This is a genomic window from Chryseobacterium sp. NRRL B-14798 (assembly GCF_050470705.1).
Taxonomy (GTDB): domain Bacteria; phylum Bacteroidota; class Bacteroidia; order Flavobacteriales; family Weeksellaceae; genus Chryseobacterium; species Chryseobacterium cupriresistens.
Genome location: NZ_JBFLUL010000005.1, coordinates 199467 through 221291 on the forward strand (window position 1 = coordinate 199467; position 21825 = coordinate 221291).

Consider the following 21825-nt stretch of genomic DNA (forward strand, 5'->3'; position numbering starts at 1 on the left):
GAAGAATGACGAAAACCAGAAGTTGCATATTTGTAAACTTTTGTGTGTGCTGTAAAGTCAAAAATTGAAGAATAATGTAAAAATTGAGATATGATGTAAATGCAAAGTTTAATAATTATAATGCTAAATTATAAGTGTGCAAAGGTTACGACGTTGTCGTTGAAGAAGCTTGATTATTATATGTGTATTTATAAGGAATCTACACTACAATTGTTATTCTAAATGAAATGAAATGTAATGAAGAATCTCGCGTTATTGAATGCAAATAAGAGATTCTTCCTTCGTCAGAATGACAAAAGAAAAATAGTAAAAGCTTTGCGTTAAAAAAATGAATAGTTAAGCCGTATAAAAATAAAGAACAAGCATTACACAGCTTTCATTGCTGATGCTTACCGGAACGTGAGGAAACTTTCCGTTGAAATACAAAGAATCTCCTTCTTTTAAGATGACTTCTTCATTATCAATCACATATTTCACTTCTCCTTTCAGAATATATTTAAATTCCCAGGCATCCGTAATGACCTTTTCCCTTTTAGAATTAGGTTCAAGCGTCAGCAGAACGGCCTCAAAACCTAAAGAATGAAGGCTCTTGCTGAAGATGTGCATATATTTAAACCCCTCAGCTTCCACTTCTTTTTCTATAATTTGCTGGCTCTCCTTCGGGACATAAATGAATTTGGCATTGGACTTTTTTTCAACTCCTTCAAAAAAATAACTGGCATCAATCTCCAGCGACTGAATCAGATCCAATAACACAGGTAGTGAAGGAATCGTTCTTCCGTTTTCAATTCTGGAAACAAGTCCGTTGCTCACATTCGCTTTGAAGGCCAGCTCATTAATGGTTAAATTATTCTTTTTTCTAATATCCTTTAATCTCTTGCCGATACCTATTAAAAAGTCATTCATACTGTGTGTAATTTAACCTGAATTATATTCAAACAAAGGTAATATTATTCTATAGAGTTTAGGTACAGGAGGGAATCAATTCATTGAAAATTATTATTTGCTACTTGACTCTCTGATATTCCTCGCTTTTTCTCCCAGGAAAATTTCCCTATTTTTGTAAAACTCCTTATTTCATCTATGAAAAAAATTATTCTTATCGAAGACGAAACCAGTGTGGTGTCCTTTATTAAAAAGGGACTTCAGGAAAATGGATATGAAATTTCTGTAGCTTTTGACGGCCGTACAGGAGTTCAGCTGGTGCAGGCTAACGATTTTGATCTGGTAATTTTAGACATTATGCTTCCGGAAATGAACGGTCTGGATGTGTGCAAAGAAATAAGAAAAACCAATCAGAGCGTTCCTATTTTATTTCTGACTGCTTTGGGAACTTCTGAAAATATTGTTCTCGGCCTGGAAAGCGGTGGAGATGATTATCTGGTGAAACCTTTCAAATTCATTGAGTTGGTTGCGCGGGTAAAATCCCTGCTAAGAAGAAGCAATAACAACGGTCCGCAGGAAATTGCTGAACCGGAGCCGGATAATGAACATGTATTCCAGTTTTCGGATCTGATGGTGAATGATTATACCAAGAAAGTAACCCGAGCCGGAGAAGAGATTTCTCTTACTTCCACAGAATATAAACTGCTGCTGTACTTTCTGAATAATCCGGAAAAAGTAATTTCAAGAGCAGAAATTCTGGATGCGGTCTGGGGCGTAAACTATGAACTGGGAACCAACGTGGTAGATGTTTATGTTAATTATTTAAGGAAAAAACTGGACAGCCAGGATGATAATAAGCTGATTCATACCGTTATAGGAATGGGTTATGTGTTGAAAAAGACATAATGAATGTTTAACAGAGTCATTACAAATCAAACCAAAACGATGGTGCTTTTGATGTTGGTTTTTACCGCCATCATTTTGCTGTTCAGTGGTTTGGTGTACTTTTCTATTGTTAATTTTTCACATCAGAGGTTTTATGAGCTGCTGAAGATAAGGACAGCGACCATTGTTCAGATCGAAAAAAGTAAAGATCATCTCGACCTTCCTGAAAACTATATTCTCAGCAACCTGAATGATGAGGAACTTCCGATGGAAAGAGACTATGTTTTTGCGGTTCCTGCCGATTCCAATTTCAAAAAAATATCTCAGGAAGTTCATATCCCCGATTATTTCTTTAAAAATATTATCAGAGAAGGAGAATCCAATTATAATGATGAAGAATTCTATTATATAGGACAAAGTTTCAGATATGATGATAAAGATTATATTGCCATCGCTTCTGCCAAAAACCATTATGTTGTTTATTATCTGGGCTTTTTAAAGAGAACACTGCTTACCTGTATTGTACTGTCTCTGTTTTTCAGTATGATTTTTTCTTTTTATCTGTCCAAAACCTTATTCAGGCCGATCTTAAAAATTACAGGAAAAGTAAAAGAAATCAGTTCTGAAAACCTTCACTTAAGATTGGAATCACATCCTGATAATAAAGAGCTTAATGAGTTGGTAGATACCTTTAATGATATGCTCAACCGCATTGAAACGTCTTTTGAAACCCAGAACCACCTGATTGGCAATGTTTCCCACGAATTGAGGACGCCTCTTACATCCATCATGGGAGAAGCCGATGTTGCGCTTTCTATCAGCAGAACGGCTGATGAATACAAAGAAACCCTCGGAATCATTCTGGATGAAGCTGAAAAGCTGGATAAAAAGATTAAAGCACTCTTAATGATTGCCCAAACCGGATTCGACGGGAAAATCCAGAAAATGGATAAGGTGAGAATTGATCAGCTTCTTTGGGACGTTATTGAAACCTTAAGGCGAATTGATTCCCGAAACAATATCTATCTTGATATCAGCATGCTTCCCGATAATCCTAAGAAATTAAAAGTTCAGGGGAATGAGCAGCTACTGCATCTTGCAGTGGCCAATATCATCAGTAATGGCTGTAAATATTCTAATTTTCAGCAGGTTAAAGTCTCTCTTGGCGCCACCAATACAGATGTCTACATCATTATAAAAGATAATGGGATCGGAATTCCTGAAGTGGAAATGAATAAAATCTACGATCCGTTTTTCAGAGCTTCCAATACCAATAATTATGAAGGCTACGGGATTGGGCTTCCACTGGCAAGGAATATCGTCAGAATGCACCACGGTGAACTGATTGTAAGCTCTCACGAAAACCAGGGAACAACGGTACAGATGAAATTCCCGAATTTCTATAGCATGCAGAAAGGCGAAGAGATAAAGAAGTAAGAATCTCTATTCTATCATTTTCCTACCAACTTTAATTTTTTTGTTCTGAAAAGCAAACTGTTATTTCCGTTTTTAGATTTTTGTTTTTGTCAATATTAAGTCCTCTTAACAATTTTCTAATCTCATTTTAATCTCTTTAATCACATTTTAATTCCATTCCAAAGATCTTCTAATATGGTCGTTCTAGTTTTGTATCATCAAAAAAGATAAACACAATACAAAATAATAAGAACATGACTAAAACAATTTTAATTGCAACAGATTACTCTCTTGAGTCATTGAATATATTGAAAAAAGTACTTAAAGAGAAAGAAGCAGCAGAAGATCATAACCAATATAACATTTTTCTGACTTCCGGGTATGATTCCGGAGATTCTATCAGAGATCTTTTGTTCAGTACCAAAACATCGGTATTCAATAAAATAAGACCTGTAGAATTCTGTGATGCTTTGGGAATTATCAGCAATAAATATCCTCATCTGGTCAATAAAATCATCTGCGACATTTTCACAGGAAGTTTCCAGAGAACATTCAACCAATATGTAAAGGCGGAAAACATTGAGGAAGCTTATTATTCTCCATCCATCAAAAGCAGAGGAAACGGAAAATTTGATCTGATTCCTTATATCAGGAAATGCAAAGAACTGAAATCTCATGAAATTACGGTCGAAGTAAGAGAAAAACTTCCGGAAAGAGGAAGGCTGGCAGAGATTTTTGTAGAAGTCTGAAAATTAAACACAATTTAAAAAAATAAAAAATGTTAAGAAATTATAGTAACAGCAGGACATTGGGAGACAACATCAGGTTGGGAACGCTGACTGCCTTCACGGCAGGTACTATAAACATTGCTTCCCTGTTGATATTCCTCTCTTTTACGTCAAACGTAACAGGACATTACGCTATTTTAGCGGCAGAAATCAGTAAAGGAAACTGGACACAGGTAGGAGTTGTAGGCGGATGGATCTTTTTGTTCTTCTTCGGAAGCTTCCTGTCCAACTTTATTGTTATCAATTTTAATAAGAAAAGTAAATATTTCGCCCATGCCATGCCGATTGTGCTGGAAATCATATGTCTTCTGTTTGTAGGAATATACGGACAGTTTTATTACCAGAAAACATTGGAAGAAACAGAATATTTAGTGGCTTTGATGCTTTTTGCCACCGGACTTCAGAACGGTCTTACCGCAAGTATTTCCAACTTCTCTGTGAAAACGACCCATCTTACCGGAACCACTACCGACCTGGGAATTCTGGTATCCATGTTTACCCAGAAAAAATACAGAAAAAACGGGGAGCTGATTGGCAGGGCAAAACTTCTCATGAGTATTATGCTTGCTTATGTAATGGGCGCCGTATTCTCGGGGTTAACATATTACTATCTGGAATTCAGAGTATTCTATGTGATCAGCATATGTCTTCTGATTGTCATCGGATATGATGCTTATAAAATTCATATTCGTCATTTCAACACAAAATACAGATACAGCAGGATTTATAAAAAACCTAATCTCTTTGCTTATCTGTATGATAAAATCCATGGAATTCCTAAAAGAGAAAAGAAAAGAAAGCTTGTCTTTGAGGATTAAAATATAAAACACACTATTAATTTTTTGTATAAACTAGCTGTAAGTGCCCTTATTTTATCATAGAATAGGGGCATTTTTCTTAAAAATTAATTTAATTATGTAAAAATGACTTGTTTTTGTCCTGTTTTTAACGATTGTTGAAATAAAGATTTCCGGATTGGAGCAATAAACTTGCTAACGCCCTTCATTACAAACATTAAAAAAACCGGTTGGGGATAAATAGGCAAAAATGTTGATAATTAAATATTAAATCACGATTTTAGTATTTTAATTCCCGTTTTCATTGACTATTTTTGTAAGTTGATTTACGTTTTTATGTCAGATATTATTCAGCTTTTACCGGATCATGTAGCCAACCAAATTGCAGCAGGAGAGGTGGTGCAGAGGCCTGCATCCATCGTGAAAGAACTTTTGGAAAATGCTATTGATGCAGATGCAACGAAAATTGAACTGATCATCAGAGATGCCGGGAAAAACCTTATCCAGGTGGTGGATGACGGAAAAGGAATGTCTGAAACAGATGCCCGTATGGCGTTTGAAAGGCATGCTACCTCAAAAATCAAAGGAACTGAAGATATCTTTAAGATAGCCACCAAAGGATTTCGTGGTGAAGCGCTGGCTTCTATAGCAGCAGTTTCCCAGGTGGAGCTCAGAACAAAACAGAAGGATACTTCCATTGGAACCAATATCTATATCGAAGGAGGGGTTTTCCAGTTTCAGGATCCGGTTCAGACAGCAGACGGATCAAATTTTTTAGTAAAAAATCTTTTCTACAATGTTCCTGCAAGAAGGAAATTTTTGAAAAATAATAATATTGAATTCAGACACGTAATTGATGAATTTCAGCGTGTTGCACTGGCTCATGAGAATCTGGAGTTTTCCCTTTTTCATGATGATGAAGCTGTTTTCAGACTGAGAAAAGGAAGCCAGATGCAACGTATTGTGGATGTTTTCGGAAGAAAGCTTCAGCCGCTTCTGATTCCTATTAAAGAAGACATTATCTGGTGTAAACTTCATGGTTTTGTTGCTAAACCTGAAGGGGCCAAGAAAGCAAGAGGCGAGCAGTTCCTTTTTGTTAATGGAAGATACTTCAGAAGTGCATACTTCAATAAAGCAGTACAGGAAGCTTTTGAAGGCCTGCTTCAGCCTGGATATGTGCCATCCTTTTTCCTTTTTCTGGAACTTGATCCGGAGAAAATAGATGTTAACATCCATCCACAGAAAACTGAAGTGAAATTTGAAGATGAGCATCTTATTTTTGCTTTGCTTCGTTCAACCATTAAGAGATCTTTAGGGATTTACAATGTTTCTCCAAGCCTGGATTTCGACAGAGATCCCGAACTGGATGAAATGATGAATAAACCTATTCCGAGCAAAGGAAATGGAGGAGGATCCGGCGGAGGTGTTTTCAAAATGCCTGAAATCATTGTAGATAAAGACTATAATCCGTTTCTGGAAGAGAAAAATGTAGTACATCCGGAGGAAATTCAGAACCTTACGGAAATGTACCATCAGAATATTACAGCAGAGCCTTCAAAGATTAACCTGTTCGAAGATGAGGATTTTGATGAAGATCTGATGAGGCTTCCCAATGGATACTGGCTTTTTAACAAAGGAGATGTCACTTTAATGCTGGATCTGGGAAGAATGCACAGACTGTTGGTTTCTGAAGGAAACAAATCCACCAGAAAATCAAGCACAAACAGCCATGCTCTTCTTTTCTCTCTGGAGTATCATATGAATGAAATCGAAAAGACAAAATACAATTCGATCAAAAAATATCTCCCGGAATTAGGGTTTGACATGAAAATTGCTCATGAAAGTGTACTTCGAATAGATTCACTTCCGGAAGGGCTGAAAGAAACCCAGGCCATGAAATTCCTGGAGAACCTTTTTGAGATCCTGGATTACAAGACGGAAGAAGAATTCATGCAGTATTACCATAACCAATGGAATAAAATGCAGTCGAAATCCAGATTTGACTTTATTTATAAAAAAGATGCGGAACAACTGATCAAAGACTTTACAGCATTAGGCTTCCCGGAATTTTTACCGGATGGCAAAAGATGCTTCTATGAAGTTCCGTTTAATGACTTTAAAAACAAATTTTAAAAAATATGTTTAACAATATACCACCCATTACAAGGAACATTATTATTATCAACATTATTGTTTATTTGGTTGCTAATTTTATGCTTCCGAATTTATACGATACACTTTCTGGGTTTTATCCATTCTCTCCCAATTTTAAATCCTGGCAGGTTATTACCCATATGTTTATGCACGCTCCATTTAGAGAGCCTGGGGGTATAATGCATATTTTATTTAATATGTTTACATTATTTAGCTTTGGACCTATTCTGGAGCAAACATTGGGAGATAAAAAATATCTGATACTATATTTCGCAAGTGGACTAGGCTCGTTTTTCTTATTCAATCTTTGGAATTTTGTAGAAGCTCAGCAAATTATTTCTGGTTTACAAGATATGGGACTTAGCGCGGCCGAAATTTATCCAAAAGCCGCACTTGATTATGTGGGAAGTCTGAAGATCAGTGCTACAACAGTTGAAGGACAGGAATTATCCAGTCAATATTATAACCTGCTTATATCTCGTATGATGGGTGCTTCCGGCGCTATTTTCGGAGTAGTAGCAGCTTTTGCCACATTATATCCCGATGCTAAAATCGGAATTATGTTTATTCCTGTTCCGATTAAAGTAAAATATCTTTTACCAATTATTGTTGTAATTTCAATATATCTTGGAGTATCAGGAAACGGAGGAGGCATTGCCCACCTTGCTCACGTAGGAGGAGCTTTGGTTGGATGGCTTTTGGCAAGGATATGGAAAAAGCATTTATACAGATTCAACTAAAGTAACATTGTGAAGATTTTCCGACTCATAGTATTTATTATCCATCTGGGAATTTTGTTTCTGCTGCTGGGTACTTTACTGAACGCTTACGTACCGCCAAAGATTTTTCCATGGTTTAATCTGCTGTCATTAGGATTCCCGGTTCTCATGATTTTATATATGATCCTGACCATATTCTGGGTATTAAGCTGGAAAAAAAGGGCTTTTGTATTTATGTTGGCGGGTTTGGCATTTATGAATCCTGTAAAAAGATGGGTTAACTATTCTGATCAGAAAGGAAACGCTGAAATAAAAGTGATTTCTTTTAATACAAGGGCTGGCAGAATAGGAAACAAAGAGGTAGGACCGTACCTGAAATCTCAGGATGCTGATGTTATTCTTTTACAGGAGGACGCGGGTATTAAATATCAGTTTGATGGTTATCAGAAAGCAAATCCCGGAGGCGGCTTAACAATTCTGACCAGGCATAAAATCATTAAACAGCAGATTATTGATCCTCAAGATGAAGAGGTAAGAATTCCCGGTGTGCTGGCTGATATAGAAATTAAAGGCAAAACCTACAGGTTCATTGATGTCTATCTCAATCCATTTCGCTTTCAAAAAGAGATGGTGAAACTTAACGGAGATACCGATAACGACGAACAAAAAATAAAAGATGTTGTTAAGAGACTCATTCCTACCTTTAAAAAACATCAGGATCAGGTAGCGCTTATTCGTGAAGTAATTGACAATTCGCCTTACCCTGTTATCCTTACAGGTGATTTCAATTCTGTTCCCAATTCTTACGAATATTATCATTTATCTGATGGGCTTGACGATGCATTTCTGACTGCAGGAAAAGGAAGTGCAACCAGTTTTCACGATTATAAATTCCCCATCAGGATCGACTATATTTTTTCTTCAAAGTCATTAAAGGCAATATCTTACGAAATTGACCGTTCTGTAAGTATTTCAGATCATTATCCTGTCGCAGTAACATTTTCTACGGAGAATAAATAATCATAAAAAGAGTTAAAATTGTCTGCTTGGTAGGATTTTTGTTGAAAGAAAATCGTACCAAGACCGTTTTTTCATGAAGTCGAACCAGATATTACTATTTATACATATCGTTGTTGCTGTTTTGCTGTTATGCACATTGGGGAATGCATGGATTCCACCAAACATTTTAGGCAACCTGAATCTTCTGTCTCTTGGTTTTCCTTATCTGATACTGGCACATGTAATTCTAACGCTGATCTGGATCTTCAAAAAAGAAAAAATAGCCATTGCTTTTGTATTAGGTACATTTATTTTCTATAATCCGATCAGACGATGGATCAACTTTTCCCCAAAAACAGAAAATTTAAAAACAATCCGTGATATTAAGGTATTGACTTTTAATGTGAAATATGGAGAATATGGCTGGGATAAAGTAAAAGATTATATCAAGGCACAGGATGCAGATATTATTCTTGTACAGGAAAAAGATACAAACCGTGTTATACAGCGTGATCTTATAAAATACCCGTCGGTTATTCTTAAAACCAAGCATAAAATTGTAAGACAAGCAGAGCTTATTGACGAGAAAGCACGTGGAAATTCATTTTATGCTGATATAGACATTAATGGAAAAGTAATCCGAATTATTAATGTGTATCTTGAACCCTTCAGACTTCATAAATCTATGTTTACGAAACTTGATAAACTAGGTTTGGGAAATGTATCAACGCTACTTTCTCATATGACTCCTACATTTCAGGCACATGAAGACCAGGTAAAAAGAATCAGAAAAATGATAGATTTATCTCCTTATCCTGTTATTCTGGCCGGAGATTTTAATTCTGTTCCCAATTCATATGAGTATTATAACCTTGGAAAAGACCTTCAGGACGCATTCCTGGTTGCCGGAAAGGGCAGTGCCAGCAGTTTCCATGATTATAAAGTGCCTTTGAGAATTGATTATATTTTCAGTTCGAAATCAATCATTCCGCTAAGCTATAAAGTAGACCAGTCTGTGAAATTATCGGATCACTATCCTGTAATTGCGGAATTTCTATTAAATTAGTTCCATGAAAAATTTACTGGCTGCGATTTTTATTTTTATCATTCTTTTTACTGCTTGTTCGAAGAAAGAATCACCGGGATTCGGGGCTGAGCAGGAAGTTAAAATAAGTTATGATACTACTGCTGTCGATTCCTTTTCTACAGGAGCCGTTTCAGTGGATATTGCACGCAAAATACGAATGTCTTCTCCCCAGTATATTGATTCTGTAAAACAGGCTAAAAAGCTTCAGGACGAAGAAAATAAAATTAAAGCCGAGCTCGAAAAAGAAAATAAAGCAAAACAGGAAGAAGAAAAGAAAAAAGCAGAAGCCGAAAAGAAACTAAAAACAGCAGAAAAGACGGCTGCGCAGGAAACTAAATCAGAATAAATCCAGATTCCATTAAAAAATAAACAATATGAAAAAACAAATTTTAGCTGCACTGGTGATCTCAGTATTCACGGTAGCATGTACAAAATCAACAACAAAAACAGAACAGGTAGAAAATCCTGACGGATCAGTTACCACTACAACCACTACCACTACAGAAACACCAAACGTTGTGGATACTGCAAAGATCAACAACGCTAAAGAAGATGTGAAAGATAAGGTAGATGAAGCGGGTAATAAGATTGATGATGCCGCACAGAAGGCAAAAGATAAGATTGATGCCACTGCAGATAAGACAAAACAGGATCTTAATAAAGCGGGTCAGGATATCAAAGCTGAGGCCAACAAAGTAGGGCAGGATGCAAAAGAGGCTGCCAAAAAAGGGGCTTCGAAAGTAGAAGAAGCCGCGAAAAAAGTAAAAGAAGATTTAAGCAAATAAATAATAAAAGCCGTAGTTCAACAGAATTACGGCTTTTTTATATGCAATTGAGAGTTAGGAGTCTTTCTCTCTTATTTATTCATTTCCAATAATGGATCAATATATTCTCTGTCATTGCTTAGTCTTGGTACCTTATTTTGTCCGCCTAGCTTTCCTTTAGCTTCCAGCCAGTGATAGAACAGATTTTCTTTGGCGATATGTACAATCGGCCTTTTCAGAGTCATATTGTTGTATCTTTTCGCTTCATAGTCTGAATTGATGGTCTTTAAGTGTTTGTCAAAAGCATCAATAAAATGGTCCAGATTATCCGGGTGCTGGCTGAATTCAAAAATCCATTCATGAGCGCCTCCTTCGTTTCCTTTCATGAAAACCGGTGCTCCCGTGAAATCTGTGATCTGTGCTCCTGTTGCTTCGCAGGCTTTTGCAAGAGCAGATTCTACATTGGTAATCATCAGTTCTTCCCCAAAAGCATTGATATAGTGCTTTGTCCTTCCTGTTATTTTTATTCTGAACGGATTGATTGAGGTAAAGACAACGGTATCACCAATCAGGTATCTCCAGAGTCCTCCATTGGTCGTGATCACCATTGCATAATTTTTTCCTAATTCCACATCTTCCAGGCTTACGACCTTAGGATTTGAAAAATGGAACTGATCCATTGGAATAAACTCATAAAATATCCCATAATCCAGCATTAAAAGCATCTCATCACTGTCTGATCTGTCCTGGATACCGAAGAAGCCTTCGGAAGCATTGTAAATTTCGTAGTAATTGATGTTTTTTCCGATGATCTGTCTGAATTGTTCCCTGTAGGGCTTAAAGCTGATTCCACCGTGAAAAAACACCTCTAAATTAGGCCACAGCTCCGAAATACTTCCTACATTGGTTTCCTTTAATACTCTTTGCAGAAGAACCATCATCCAGCTTGGTACTCCAAGAATACTTCCCACGTCTTCATTTTTTACTTCGGATGTAATTGCTTTAAGCTTACTTTCCCATTCTCCCATCAAAGAAACTTTCTTGCTGGGAGTAGTGGTAATTTCTACCCAAAACGGAAGGTTGTCGATCAGGATCGCAGATAAATCTCCAAATTTTGTATTAAAATCCGCATAAAGCTCGGAACTTCCACCTAAGCGTAAGTTTTTATAATTAAAAAGCTGGTTTTCGGGATGGTTGTTGGCATAAATCGAAACCATGTCTTTTCCGGCTTTCATGTGGCAGTATTCAAGGCTTTCGGCAGAGATCGGAATGAATTTGCTTTTAGCATTGGTGGTACCCGATGATTTGGCAAAATGTTTAATAAGCCCCGGCCAGCTTACGTCTTTATGTCCCTGTCTTGCTTTTTCAATAAAAGGTTCCATTTCTTCATAGGTAACAATAGGAACTTTGTTTTTAAAATCCTGATAACTTGAGATAGAATTGAATCCGTATAATTTACCATATTCCGTATCTTCCGCATGAAACAGCTGAGAAAAGAGTATACCTTTCTGGGTTTCAATCGGATGGTCTATAAAATTCTGTATCTGATCAATCCTTTGACGGATAAACCAGTTAACTACGGTATTGAAAAGTGCTTTGGTTGCCATTTCAACAAATATAATGATATTTGAATTTTCAGAAAATTTTTTACGGCATTAAATAAAAAAACCGTTACAAATTTTGTAACGGTTTGGTATTTAGTTGATTGCTTATTAGCAATATTCGTCATATGCTGCCTGAAGGTTTGCTGCGATAGCTCCTGCAGGGTTCCCTTCAATGTGATGTCTTTCCAGCATGTGAACCAATTCACCATCTTTGAAAAGCGCTACACATGGAGAACTTGGAGGGAATGGAGCAAGGTGTTTTCTTGCTTCTACTACTGCTTCAGTATCAAATCCTGCAAATACAGTCGTTAAATGATCTGGCTTTTTATCTCCTGTCAAAGAGTATACTACTCCTGGTCTTGCAGCACCTGCCGCACAACCACATACAGAGTTGATAACCAATAATGTGGTTCCGGACTGCTTCAAAGCTTCCTCTACCTGAGCCGGAGTTGTTAAATCCTGAAAACCTTTATCTGTAAGCTCTGCCTTCATAGGCATTACTAAATCTGTTGGATACATATATTTTGTTTTTTATCCCTACAAAGTTAAGCAATTCTTTGCGTTTGTTCAATATATAAAAACTATCAATTGATTAGTCATATAAAATTAACCGACTATTAATATTGCAATAATATTCTAAAAAACGTGAATTAACTATAGGAATGTTGAAATATTATTATTAAATTTGAAATGATTCTGAAAAACAAACGACCGTGAAAAAAACATTTAAAGCTTTCCCTCAAGCAATCAACCACTTAAATACTCTCTGAAATATGGTAGTAGCTTAATTCTTTTTCAGTTTAGAATTAAAAACTGATTAACAAACTTTAATATCCAAAGAAAGTGAAGCCCGGAACTGAAGAGTTCCGGGCTTCTTAATCAAATCGATATGCAAAGGTTGTATATCCTAAGTTATGGAATGAGACATAGTTTTGCAGGATTGAGATCAACTCAAAATCCCAAAACTAATCGCATTAAGAAAGGAGCTTTTTAGCCATCTCGGAAATACTTTTTCCGTCTGATTTTCCGGCTAATGCTTTTGATGCAACTCCCATTACCTTCCCTAAATCTTTAACGGATTCAGCTCCGGTTTCAGAAATAATATTTTTAATTTCTGTTTCCAATTCTTCAGCAGAAAGCTGTTTTGGCAGAAACTGCTCGATAACTTTCATCTGAGCATCTTCGACTTCTGCAAGGTCATTTCTTCCCTGTGCCGTAAATTGGTCGTAAGAATCCTTACGTTGTTTTACCATTCTCTGAAGAATAGCAATTTCCTGTTCTGCTGTTACTTCGGCACCGATAGCCTCTGTTTTAAGCAGTAATATCTGAGATTTTACAGCACGCAGAGAATCCAAAGCCACTTTGTCTTTAGCTCTCATTGCTGTTTTTATAGCTTCGTTTATTGTATTTTCTAAACTCATTTTTTATATGCTTTATGCTTTATGCAATAAGCAGTAAGCTTTTGGATTCGGCCAGAATAGCCTATAGCTTACTGCGTATAGCTTATAGCGTTTAGTCTACATCTTTATTTAAAAATCTGTTTTCTCTGATCTGCATGGATCCATTGTTATCAGACAGGTAAGTATTGATATTCTGGTCTGAAGCATTGTTTCCGTCGATCGAAATATTTTTTCTTTTAAAAGCCGGAATAGATTCGAATTCACTTGTGCTGTCAAAATTCTGGTAGCGCGAGTTGAATTCTTTTAATTTATTTCTTCTTTCAATAACTCTGTCCTGATCAATCGTTTTATTCACGAAAGTGAATTCTGATTCTTCAGTTTTTGGAGTTTCAATTTCTGTTTTGTTTTCAAAAGATGGTCTTGTTTCAACTTTTGGCTCTTCCTGTTTCTGATAGAAAGTTTCAATCTTTTGAGCTGGTTCAGCTACAGCGGCATTTGTAGGTGTATTAAACTCTGCTTTTGGCTGTCCGAAATCCGTATTAGGTTCATTTCTGATAGGCTCATTTACAAAGAAACTGAATTCAACAGGCTTTTCATTTGAAAACGAGTTGTTAAAAGGAGTTCCGGATTGTGGTTCTTCTTTTTTATTTTCAAAATCAAATGAGAAAGACTGGATCTCAAGATCATTAGGATCTTCACTCTCCTCATCAATAGAGAATAAGCTGTATTCTTCTTCTCCTTCCTCCTCATTTCTCCAGTTCTGTTCCGGAGTATTTACCGTACCTTCCTCTTTATCAAAGAATTTTATTTCAGTTCTTGGCTGTTCTTCTTCAATAATCATTTTTTTTTCAGTAGACGTCACATTGAACGGAGTGTCGTGTTCTTCGTCATCAAGTCTGAAAAGGTTTTTCCCACCAAAATCATGCGTTGCTTCAGGAGCTGATTCTCTTTCTTCTCTTGTTTTGAAAGGAGAATTTTTAGGTGCTTCAAAACTATCATTAAGACTGATTCTGATTTTCTCTGTAGGCCCTGCAAATTTTTTATTGTCATTAGAGAATCCAGTGGCGATCACAAGAACGCTTACCGCATCTCCTAATTCTTCATCTGCACCTACCCCGAAAATGATATCCGCTGTGTTTCCAGCTTCTTTCTGAATGTGGTCCATGATAATACCGATCTCATCCATGGTCACTTCCTCAGCACCACTTCTGATCAATAATAATACGTTTTTAGCACCTGTAATCTTGTTATCATTCAATAATGGAGAATCAAGGGCTTTTCTTACCGCTTCTTCAGCTTTATTTTCACCTGAAGCTGTTCCTGTAGACATCAATGCAGTACCTGAATTCTGAAGTACAGATTTAGCATCTCTAAAGTCAATGTTTACATCAAAGTAACCGGTAATAACCTCTGCCATACCTTTCGCAGCATTGGTTAACACTTCATCGGCTTTTGAGAATCCCTGCTTGAATCCAAGGTTTCCGAATTGCTGTCTTAGTTTATCATTGTTGATGACAATAAGTGAGTCAACATTGTTTCTTAATTTATCAAGACCGTTTTCTGCCTGTTCCAGTCTTCTTTTCCCTTCAAAGCTGAAAGGAACCGTAACAATACCTACGGTAAGAATTCCCATGTCTTTCGCTACTTTAGCAATGACAGGAGCGGCTCCGGTACCTGTACCACCACCCATTCCGGCAGTGATGAACACCATTTTGGTGTTTTGACCCATAGCAGCTTTGATATCTTCAATACTTTCGATGGCTGATTTTTCTCCTACTTCAGGATCGGCACCAGCTCCAAGACCTTCTGTGATAGAAGTTCCCAACTGAACTTTATTGGCTACCGGGTTATTATCTAAAGTCTGAGCATCCGTATTACAAATCACGAAATCTACTCCGTGGATTCCTTTCTCGTACATGTGCTTCAGAGCGTTATTTCCACCGCCCCCTACACCGATTACTTTTATAATGGATGAATTTCCTTTTGGTAAATCAAATGAAAATCCTTGTGTACCTATATTTTCCATAACTATACTTTTAATAATTGATAAGTGATAGATGATAATTGATGAATGATATTCGTCTTTAATTTAATAAATATTAATCTATTTCAGGTATCATTGATCATTAATCTTTTATCATTTATATTTATTTACTCTACTTCTTCAAAGAATTTTTTTACTTTTTCCATAAGCGACTGCCCGAAGGTCAGTTTCGCTTTTCTGTTCTCTTGCTTTTCATTTTCGAAAGACTGCTGCTCCTGAACCGGGGCTGCCTGCTGAACAGGTTGAGCTGTTTCTGCCTGTGCTGCAGTAACTTCCGGTTTGGGTTGCTCTGTAACAACTTCTACAACTTCGTCAATATTCTGTTTTTTGTCTCTGATCTTTAAACTTTCCATCAGTAATCCGATAGAGGTAGCAAATTCAGGGCCTTTCAGATACTGATTTTTATCATTGGCGATATATTCATTCGCAAAACCGATTCTGCTGTCGAAACCTGTCGTATAATTGGCCAGCTGACGAAGGTGTTTCAGGTTTGAACCACCACCCGTAAGAACAATTCCGGCAATCAGTTTTTTCTTTTGTTCAAAAGCACCGTAAGCTTTCAGCTCTGTATTCACCATTTCCAAAACTTCTTCTACTCTTGCATTGATGATCTGCGCTAAAGTTTTTAAAGAAATCTCTTTGTCCGGTCTTCCGTGAAGTCCGGGAATGGTTACAAAAGTACTGTCTTTTTCTAATTCGGGAACAGCCGAACCAAACTTTACTTTCAGTTGTTCTGCATGTTTTTCTATGATGGAACAGCCTTCTTTGATATCTTCGGTAATAATTCCGCCTCCGTACGGAATCACACAGGTATGACGGATGATATTATCTTTAAAGATTGCAATATCTGTTGTACCACCACCAATGTCAACAATGGCTACACCGGCTTCTTTTTCTTCTTTTGTAAGGACAGCTTCAGAAGATGCCAATGGTTCTAAAGTAAGGGCTTCCATTTCTAATCCGGCTTCACGAACGCATCTTGCAATATTTCTGATGCTGCCCATTTGCCCTACTACGACGTGGAAGTTGGCTTCTAAACGTTTTCCATGCATTCCGACAGGTTCCTGAATTTCCCCCTCGGAATCCACTTTATATTCTTGAGGAAGTACGTGGATAATTTCTTCTCCGGGAAGCATAACCAGCTTTTTTACCTGATCTTTTAATGCTTCGATGTCGTCGTCTGTAATAAATTTGTCAGGATGTTCACGCATAATATAATCGGAGTGCTGCAGAGAACGGATGTGTTTTCCTGCAATACCTACCGTAACTTTGCGGATAGGAACTCCGGCGCTGGATTGTGCTTCGGAGACTGCAGCCTTGATTGAATTAATGGTTTGTGAAATGTTATTCACAATACCTTTATGAACACCAAGACTCTTAGCTTTTCCAACACCGAGAACTTCTATCTTCCCGTGTGCATTCCTTCTTCCGACAATCGCGACTATCTTCGTTGTCCCGATGTCCAGACCTACTGAATACTCTTGATTTTCCATTTTATATCGATTTGATTTTTTTCTACTTTTTTATCTATAAGGATAGTTTCCTATTTGTGTATTAAATGCCCTGAGGGACTTATTCTATTTTTACTTTTGCCTTAGGCTTGGACTGCGCCTTGACGGGTGGCTTTTTCTCCGCTTTTTTGGTTTCTTTTGTTTGTCCTTTCGGTTTGGTAATCTCTTTCGGTTTTACCGAGGTGGAGCTGGTCTTTTTTACCTCTGCTATTTTGGGTTTAGCTTCCGTCTTTTTAGCGGCTGTTGGGGAAGGAACTTTTGCCAATTCCATCTTTCCTGCCTTTAAAATACTGTCATTTTCCTTAAAATAAGGGTTTAAAGTAGTGACAATCTGATTCTGATATTTTACAGAAACCATGCTGTATTTCTGAGGATCCTGATACACAAGGTATTTTTCCACAAACGTTTTAAATCCTTTTACTTTAAAATCAATATTATCAAGGTCTCCAATTTCCACTCTATAATTTCCTTCACTTGTCAGAAGGCTATAGCTGTCTTTACTTTTAGAGATTCCAATAAAGTACTTCTTACTGAAATCATCTTTATCAATTTTTTCTACCAGTTCTGCCAGCTTCTCATATTCATCAGGCTTTACGTTTCCGGTTACCAGCATACAAGGGTGTGAATAGGTTCTTGAAATTGGGAATTCAATTCCTTTTTCGTCCACATAAAAGTCTTTTCCGTCTTTGTTTAATCTGAAGACCGGAACTCTCTGTTTGATATCCAGGTTCAGTTTTCCGTTCAGGTTCAGATAAACATTGGCGCTGTCTACTGCCGGTAAGGAATTGATCTTTTTTTCTAAAGCAGGAATATTAAGATCACCTACTTTCCCTGATGGGTTTTCTTTTTTTACAATCTCCCTGATGTCTTTTTCATCCACAAAATACACCGGTGTTTTCTCGCTCATTTTTACAGAAATCTTATTGTCCGTAATCTGCTCACGGCTGAATCTCCTCAATGAGAAGCTCAGTAACAATCCCAGGATAATTACGGTGACAACAATTTTTAATATTCTGTATTTATTTTTCATATTTTTATTTTAACGCAACGCTCGCAAAGAGTTTACTTTGTTTTTATTATTTAGTTCGCAAGGGCGTTTTACTTAGCAAGTGTTTAAATTTTATAATTTATTTACAACTCGTTTTACTCCATTTTTGAATAACACTGAATGAAAATTCAAAATCATTCCTAGTTTTATATTTGTTATTCTTAAATAATTTAAAAGCTGAAAAAAATGATAATCATTAATTTCCTGAACTGCTTTTATTTCAATTATTACTTTGTTTTCAATTAATAAATCTACTCTGAACGCCTTAAAAATTTTTAATTCCTCATAGTTTATGTCAATGTTTTTTTGACGTTCTACATTCAATCCTCTATTTTTCAGTTCATAAACTAAGCATTCTTCATATACATTCTCATAAAGTCCAATTCCAAGGGTACGATGTATTTTCATTCCAGCATCGAAAACAATCTCTGAAATTTCATTTTCTATCATACATTTTGTGTTTTTTGTTTTAACGCTATGATCGCAAAGCAATCTTTTTATTTTTCCGTTCGCGAGGGCGTTTCACTCAGCTACGGCTATCATTTGAATAATTTATTTTTAATAAGTAAATTATTTTTTTAACATAAATCAGTTATTTTTCTCATTTGCTGAGTGAAACGCCTTTGCGAACGATTTTATATTTTTCTTCGCGAGCATTGCGTTTATACTCAAATTTTTTCAATCCACTCACAGATAGGGTCATACAGGGTATCTATATTTCCCGCACCTACAGTAAGGAGAATATCAAAATCTTTTTCTTTTATTTTTTCAAAAGCATCGGATAAAGCCGATACCTCTTTTTTATCTAATGTTACTTTCTCCAGCAGCCAGTTTGAAGTAATTCCCTCAAAATTTTCCTGCAGCTCTCTTGCAGGATAAATATCAAGAAGAATGAGTTCATCTGCCTTACTTAAGCTTTCCGCAAATCCATCTGCGAAATCTCTTGTTCTGCTGAAAAGGTGAGGCTGGAAGGTTACCAGAAGTTTTTTATCTGGATAAAACGTTCTGATTGAGCTCATTACAGCGTTGATTTCTGTAGGATGGTGAGCATAATCGTCAATATAAATTTTACCGTTTTGATAAATATGTTTGGTATATCTTCTTTTAATTCCCTTAAAATTGGCAATGCCCTTTTTCAGCGTATCAAAATCTGCGCCTAAATTATGCAGAATAGCCAGTGCTGCAGTGGCATTTTCCACATTATGGATTCCCGGAATTTCCCAGACAAAATCATTTATTGTCTCAGTTGGAGTATGGAAGTCAAAATAAATTTTATCATGTTCCATACGCAGGTTGTCTGAATAATAATCCGCGGGCTCATTGACTGCATAAGTCTGATGTCCTCTGCCAATCTCCAGACCTTTTCTTACAAAAAGTTGTTTGTCTTGAGGAACTAAAGCAGCAAACTGTCTGAAACCTTCTTCAATATGACTCTTATCTCCGTAAATATCAAGATGGTCCGCATCTGTAGAGGTCACCACTGCCCAGTCCGGAGACAGGTTCAGGAAGCTTCTGTCATATTCATCTGCTTCTACTACGGAATAGGTGGAACCGTTGTACAGGAAGTTGGATTTAAAATTTTCAGAAATTCCTCCCAGAAAACATGAGAAAGGAAGGTCTGCTTCTTTACACAAATGAGCCACAAGGGTAGACGTGGTAGTCTTCCCATGAGTTCCTGCAATGGCAATACAGTCAGTATTTTCAGTAATTAATCCTAAAACTTTAGCACGTTTTAAAACTTCAAACTGATTTTGATTGAAATAATCCAATATTCCAAGCATTTTGATCGCCGGAGTATAAATTACCAACGTGTCTTCTTTCTGAAGGGATGTGATCCTTTCATCAATAAGATCTTCAAAAACAATATCAATGCCTTCATTCATCAGATTCTGAGTAAGTTTTGTATTGGTTTTGTCGTAACCCAATACTTTTTTTCCGGACGCATTGAAATAGCGTGCCAATGCGCTCATTCCTATGCCTCCGATTCCGACGAAGTAAAAAGTCTGATATGTTTGTAAAATGTTCATTTATATTTTAATCTTTAACCACTCTTGAATAAGTTCAGAGTTGTATTACTATATTTTGTATTATAAGGCTTTAATCAACTAACATCCACGCCCCTTTAATAAATTATATTTTAGCTGTGTGACCCTTCGACAAGCTCAGGGTGACAGCTCTAATACTAACTGTTTTATTTTACTCGTGTCAGGCTGAGCTTGTCGAAGCCTTCTAATCTTTCATCCTATTTTTTGATAACATTGGCAATAAATCCCAGTTATCATTTATTATTGCTTCCTTCTTTTTTCTACTCCAGCCTTTAATTTGTTTTTCAAAGTTTATCGCTTGAGTAACATCATTAAATTCATGGTAGAAAACAAGTTCTACAGGTTTTCTTGTATACGTGTAACTTTCAGGATTTAATCCGCCATTATGTTCATTAATTCTTCTTTCCAAATCGTTGGTAAAGCCTGTATAATAAGAATTATCAGAACATTTTACAATGTATACATAATATATTTTCATTCATTTGTGTTTGCTTACTGGCCCTTCGACAAGCTCAGGGTGACACCTCTAATACTAACTGTTTTATTTACTCATGTCAGGCTGAGCTTGTCGAAGCCTTTCCTAACTATTTTATTACGTTAAAAATCTCGTCTACAATCTCTTTTGCAGCATTTGGCTTGGCAAAATATTTCAGATTGTCGGACATTTCTTTTCTTATCCTTTCATTTTCGCAGATTTCTGATAATGTATTCCAGAATTTTTCCTGCATTTCAGAGTCTTTTACCATTCTGGCAGCATTTTTTTCAACCAGGTTTATGGCATTTTTGGTTTGATGGTCTTCCGCTGCAAAAGGGAAAGGTACCAAAAGCACCGGCTTTTGTGCTACAGCCAACTCTGAAATGGCAATAGCTCCGGCTCTGGAAACAATGATATCAGCTGCTGAATACGCCAGTTCCATGTCTTTGATAAATTCTTTCAAATGAATGGAAGCTGGAAGCTGGAGGCTGGAAGATAATTCTTTGTAATCCAACTTTCCTGTTTGCCAAATTAATTGATATCCTTTTTCTTTCAGATTCTCAATATTTTCTTTCCAGGCATTATTCAATGTTCTGGATCCCAAAGAACCTCCTACAGAAAGAATCGTAAGTTTATCTTTATCCAGTCCCATTTTCTCTTTTGCCTGAGCGGTTTCCTGCATTCCTGAAACAATATTCTCACGAATCGGATTTCCCAGAAACTTTATTTTCTCCGTTGGAAAACCTTCTACTTTAGGATAAGCTGTGAAAACGGCTTTCGCTTTCTTGCTTAAGATTTTATTGGTAACTCCTGCATGAGCATTCTGTTCCTGAATAAAAATCGGAATTCCCATTTTACTCGCTTCATAAAGCGCGGGTCCGCTGGCAAATCCTCCTGTTCCTACAGCAAAGTCCGGAGCGAAGTTTTTGATAATCTTTTTAGATTTTGATAAACTTTTCAGAATCTTGAAAGGAAGTCCCAGATTGGAAAGAAGATTCCCCCTGTCAATTCCTGCGATATCAATTCCTTCGATTTTATAGCCTGCCTGAGGAACTTTTTCCATTTCCATTTTTCCGTTGGCACCAATGAACAAAAATTCTGCATCAGGAAATCTTTTTCTGATCTCATCAGCAATGGCAATGGCAGGGAAGATATGTCCTCCTGTTCCTCCGCCGGATAATAATATTCTTAATTTTTTGTCCAT

Annotated in this window: 21 protein-coding genes; 10 read left to right on the plus strand and 11 right to left on the minus strand. The window is 36.7% G+C overall.

Annotated features, from left to right (window positions below):
* Positions 1 to 336: 336 nt before the first annotated feature.
* Positions 337 to 906 carry a helix-turn-helix domain-containing protein gene (locus tag AB1278_RS01385; protein ID WP_202842276.1) on the minus strand — a complete coding sequence of 190 codons (570 nt, stop codon included), beginning with the start codon at positions 904 to 906 and terminating at the stop codon, positions 337 to 339.
* A gap of 177 nt (positions 907 to 1083) precedes the next feature.
* Here AB1278_RS01385 and AB1278_RS01390 point away from each other — a divergent pair, with 177 nt between their 5' ends.
* The 10 genes from AB1278_RS01390 (at position 1084) to AB1278_RS01435 (ending at position 10515) form a co-directional block, all read left to right on the plus strand.
* On the plus strand, positions 1084 to 1791 hold the full coding sequence (locus AB1278_RS01390) for a response regulator transcription factor (RefSeq protein WP_062673733.1): 708 nt from the start codon (positions 1084 to 1086) through the stop codon (positions 1789 to 1791).
* 3 nt (positions 1792 to 1794) lie between these two features.
* A complete protein-coding gene (locus tag AB1278_RS01395; RefSeq protein ID WP_429811938.1) occupies positions 1795 to 3207 on the plus strand; it encodes a sensor histidine kinase in 1413 nt (470 codons plus the stop codon).
* Between the two features lie 233 nt (positions 3208 to 3440).
* Entirely contained in the window at positions 3441 to 3935 is a 495-nt protein-coding gene (locus tag AB1278_RS01400) for a hypothetical protein (RefSeq protein WP_429811941.1), read from the plus strand.
* A gap of 29 nt (positions 3936 to 3964) precedes the next feature.
* Positions 3965 to 4792 carry a YoaK family protein gene (locus AB1278_RS01405; protein ID WP_137904592.1) on the plus strand — a complete coding sequence of 276 codons (828 nt, stop codon included), beginning with the start codon at positions 3965 to 3967 and terminating at the stop codon, positions 4790 to 4792.
* Positions 4793 to 5107: 315 nt separating this feature from the next.
* Complete coding sequence (mutL, locus tag AB1278_RS01410; protein ID WP_202842279.1) at positions 5108 to 6904, plus strand: DNA mismatch repair endonuclease MutL; 1797 nt, start codon at positions 5108 to 5110, stop codon at positions 6902 to 6904.
* A gap of 5 nt (positions 6905 to 6909) precedes the next feature.
* Complete coding sequence (locus AB1278_RS01415) at positions 6910 to 7665, plus strand: rhomboid family intramembrane serine protease (RefSeq protein ID WP_202842281.1); 756 nt, start codon at positions 6910 to 6912, stop codon at positions 7663 to 7665.
* Between the two features lie 234 nt (positions 7666 to 7899).
* Positions 7900 to 8664, plus strand: coding sequence for an endonuclease/exonuclease/phosphatase family protein (locus tag AB1278_RS01420; RefSeq protein ID WP_411414426.1), 765 nt, complete (start codon positions 7900 to 7902; stop codon positions 8662 to 8664).
* 73 nt (positions 8665 to 8737) lie between these two features.
* The gene (locus tag AB1278_RS01425; RefSeq protein ID WP_202842283.1) at positions 8738 to 9709 is read left to right on the plus strand and encodes an endonuclease/exonuclease/phosphatase family protein; all 972 of its coding nucleotides are present in this window, start codon (positions 8738 to 8740) and stop codon (positions 9707 to 9709) included.
* A 4-nt stretch (positions 9710 to 9713) separates the two neighbouring features.
* Positions 9714 to 10076 carry a hypothetical protein gene (locus tag AB1278_RS01430; RefSeq protein WP_202842284.1) on the plus strand — a complete coding sequence of 121 codons (363 nt, stop codon included), beginning with the start codon at positions 9714 to 9716 and terminating at the stop codon, positions 10074 to 10076.
* Between the two features lie 28 nt (positions 10077 to 10104).
* Positions 10105 to 10515, plus strand: coding sequence for a hypothetical protein (locus tag AB1278_RS01435; RefSeq protein ID WP_429811945.1), 411 nt, complete (start codon positions 10105 to 10107; stop codon positions 10513 to 10515).
* Positions 10516 to 10586: 71 nt separating this feature from the next.
* Here the strand turns inward: AB1278_RS01435 and AB1278_RS01440 are convergent, their stop codons facing one another.
* From AB1278_RS01440 to murG, 10 genes are all read right to left on the minus strand, one after another.
* Positions 10587 to 12101, minus strand: a complete 1515-nt coding sequence (locus tag AB1278_RS01440) for a GH3 auxin-responsive promoter family protein (protein ID WP_429811947.1) — start codon at positions 12099 to 12101, stop codon at positions 10587 to 10589.
* Positions 12102 to 12206: 105 nt separating this feature from the next.
* The gene (locus AB1278_RS01445; RefSeq protein ID WP_047099553.1) at positions 12207 to 12617 is read right to left on the minus strand and encodes a BrxA/BrxB family bacilliredoxin; all 411 of its coding nucleotides are present in this window, start codon (positions 12615 to 12617) and stop codon (positions 12207 to 12209) included.
* Positions 12618 to 13072: 455 nt separating this feature from the next.
* Complete coding sequence (locus tag AB1278_RS01450; protein WP_062672649.1) at positions 13073 to 13519, minus strand: GatB/YqeY domain-containing protein; 447 nt, start codon at positions 13517 to 13519, stop codon at positions 13073 to 13075.
* Positions 13520 to 13610: 91 nt separating this feature from the next.
* The gene (gene ftsZ, locus AB1278_RS01455; RefSeq protein ID WP_429811950.1) at positions 13611 to 15524 is read right to left on the minus strand and encodes a cell division protein FtsZ; all 1914 of its coding nucleotides are present in this window, start codon (positions 15522 to 15524) and stop codon (positions 13611 to 13613) included.
* A 125-nt stretch (positions 15525 to 15649) separates the two neighbouring features.
* A complete protein-coding gene (ftsA, locus tag AB1278_RS01460; protein WP_120232264.1) occupies positions 15650 to 17035 on the minus strand; it encodes a cell division protein FtsA in 1386 nt (461 codons plus the stop codon).
* A gap of 79 nt (positions 17036 to 17114) precedes the next feature.
* Positions 17115 to 18083, minus strand: coding sequence for a cell division protein FtsQ/DivIB (locus tag AB1278_RS01465; protein WP_429811953.1), 969 nt, complete (start codon positions 18081 to 18083; stop codon positions 17115 to 17117).
* A 90-nt stretch (positions 18084 to 18173) separates the two neighbouring features.
* The gene (locus AB1278_RS01470; RefSeq protein WP_330744695.1) at positions 18174 to 18551 is read right to left on the minus strand and encodes a GxxExxY protein; all 378 of its coding nucleotides are present in this window, start codon (positions 18549 to 18551) and stop codon (positions 18174 to 18176) included.
* Between the two features lie 218 nt (positions 18552 to 18769).
* Positions 18770 to 20128, minus strand: a complete 1359-nt coding sequence (murC, locus tag AB1278_RS01475; RefSeq protein WP_429811956.1) for a UDP-N-acetylmuramate--L-alanine ligase — start codon at positions 20126 to 20128, stop codon at positions 18770 to 18772.
* A 202-nt stretch (positions 20129 to 20330) separates the two neighbouring features.
* Positions 20331 to 20624: a GIY-YIG nuclease family protein gene (locus AB1278_RS01480; RefSeq protein WP_429811959.1), complete on the minus strand. Its 294-nt coding sequence runs from the start codon at positions 20622 to 20624 to the stop codon at positions 20331 to 20333.
* A gap of 106 nt (positions 20625 to 20730) precedes the next feature.
* The gene (gene murG, locus AB1278_RS01485; RefSeq protein WP_346564673.1) at positions 20731 to 21825 is read right to left on the minus strand and encodes an undecaprenyldiphospho-muramoylpentapeptide beta-N-acetylglucosaminyltransferase; all 1095 of its coding nucleotides are present in this window, start codon (positions 21823 to 21825) and stop codon (positions 20731 to 20733) included.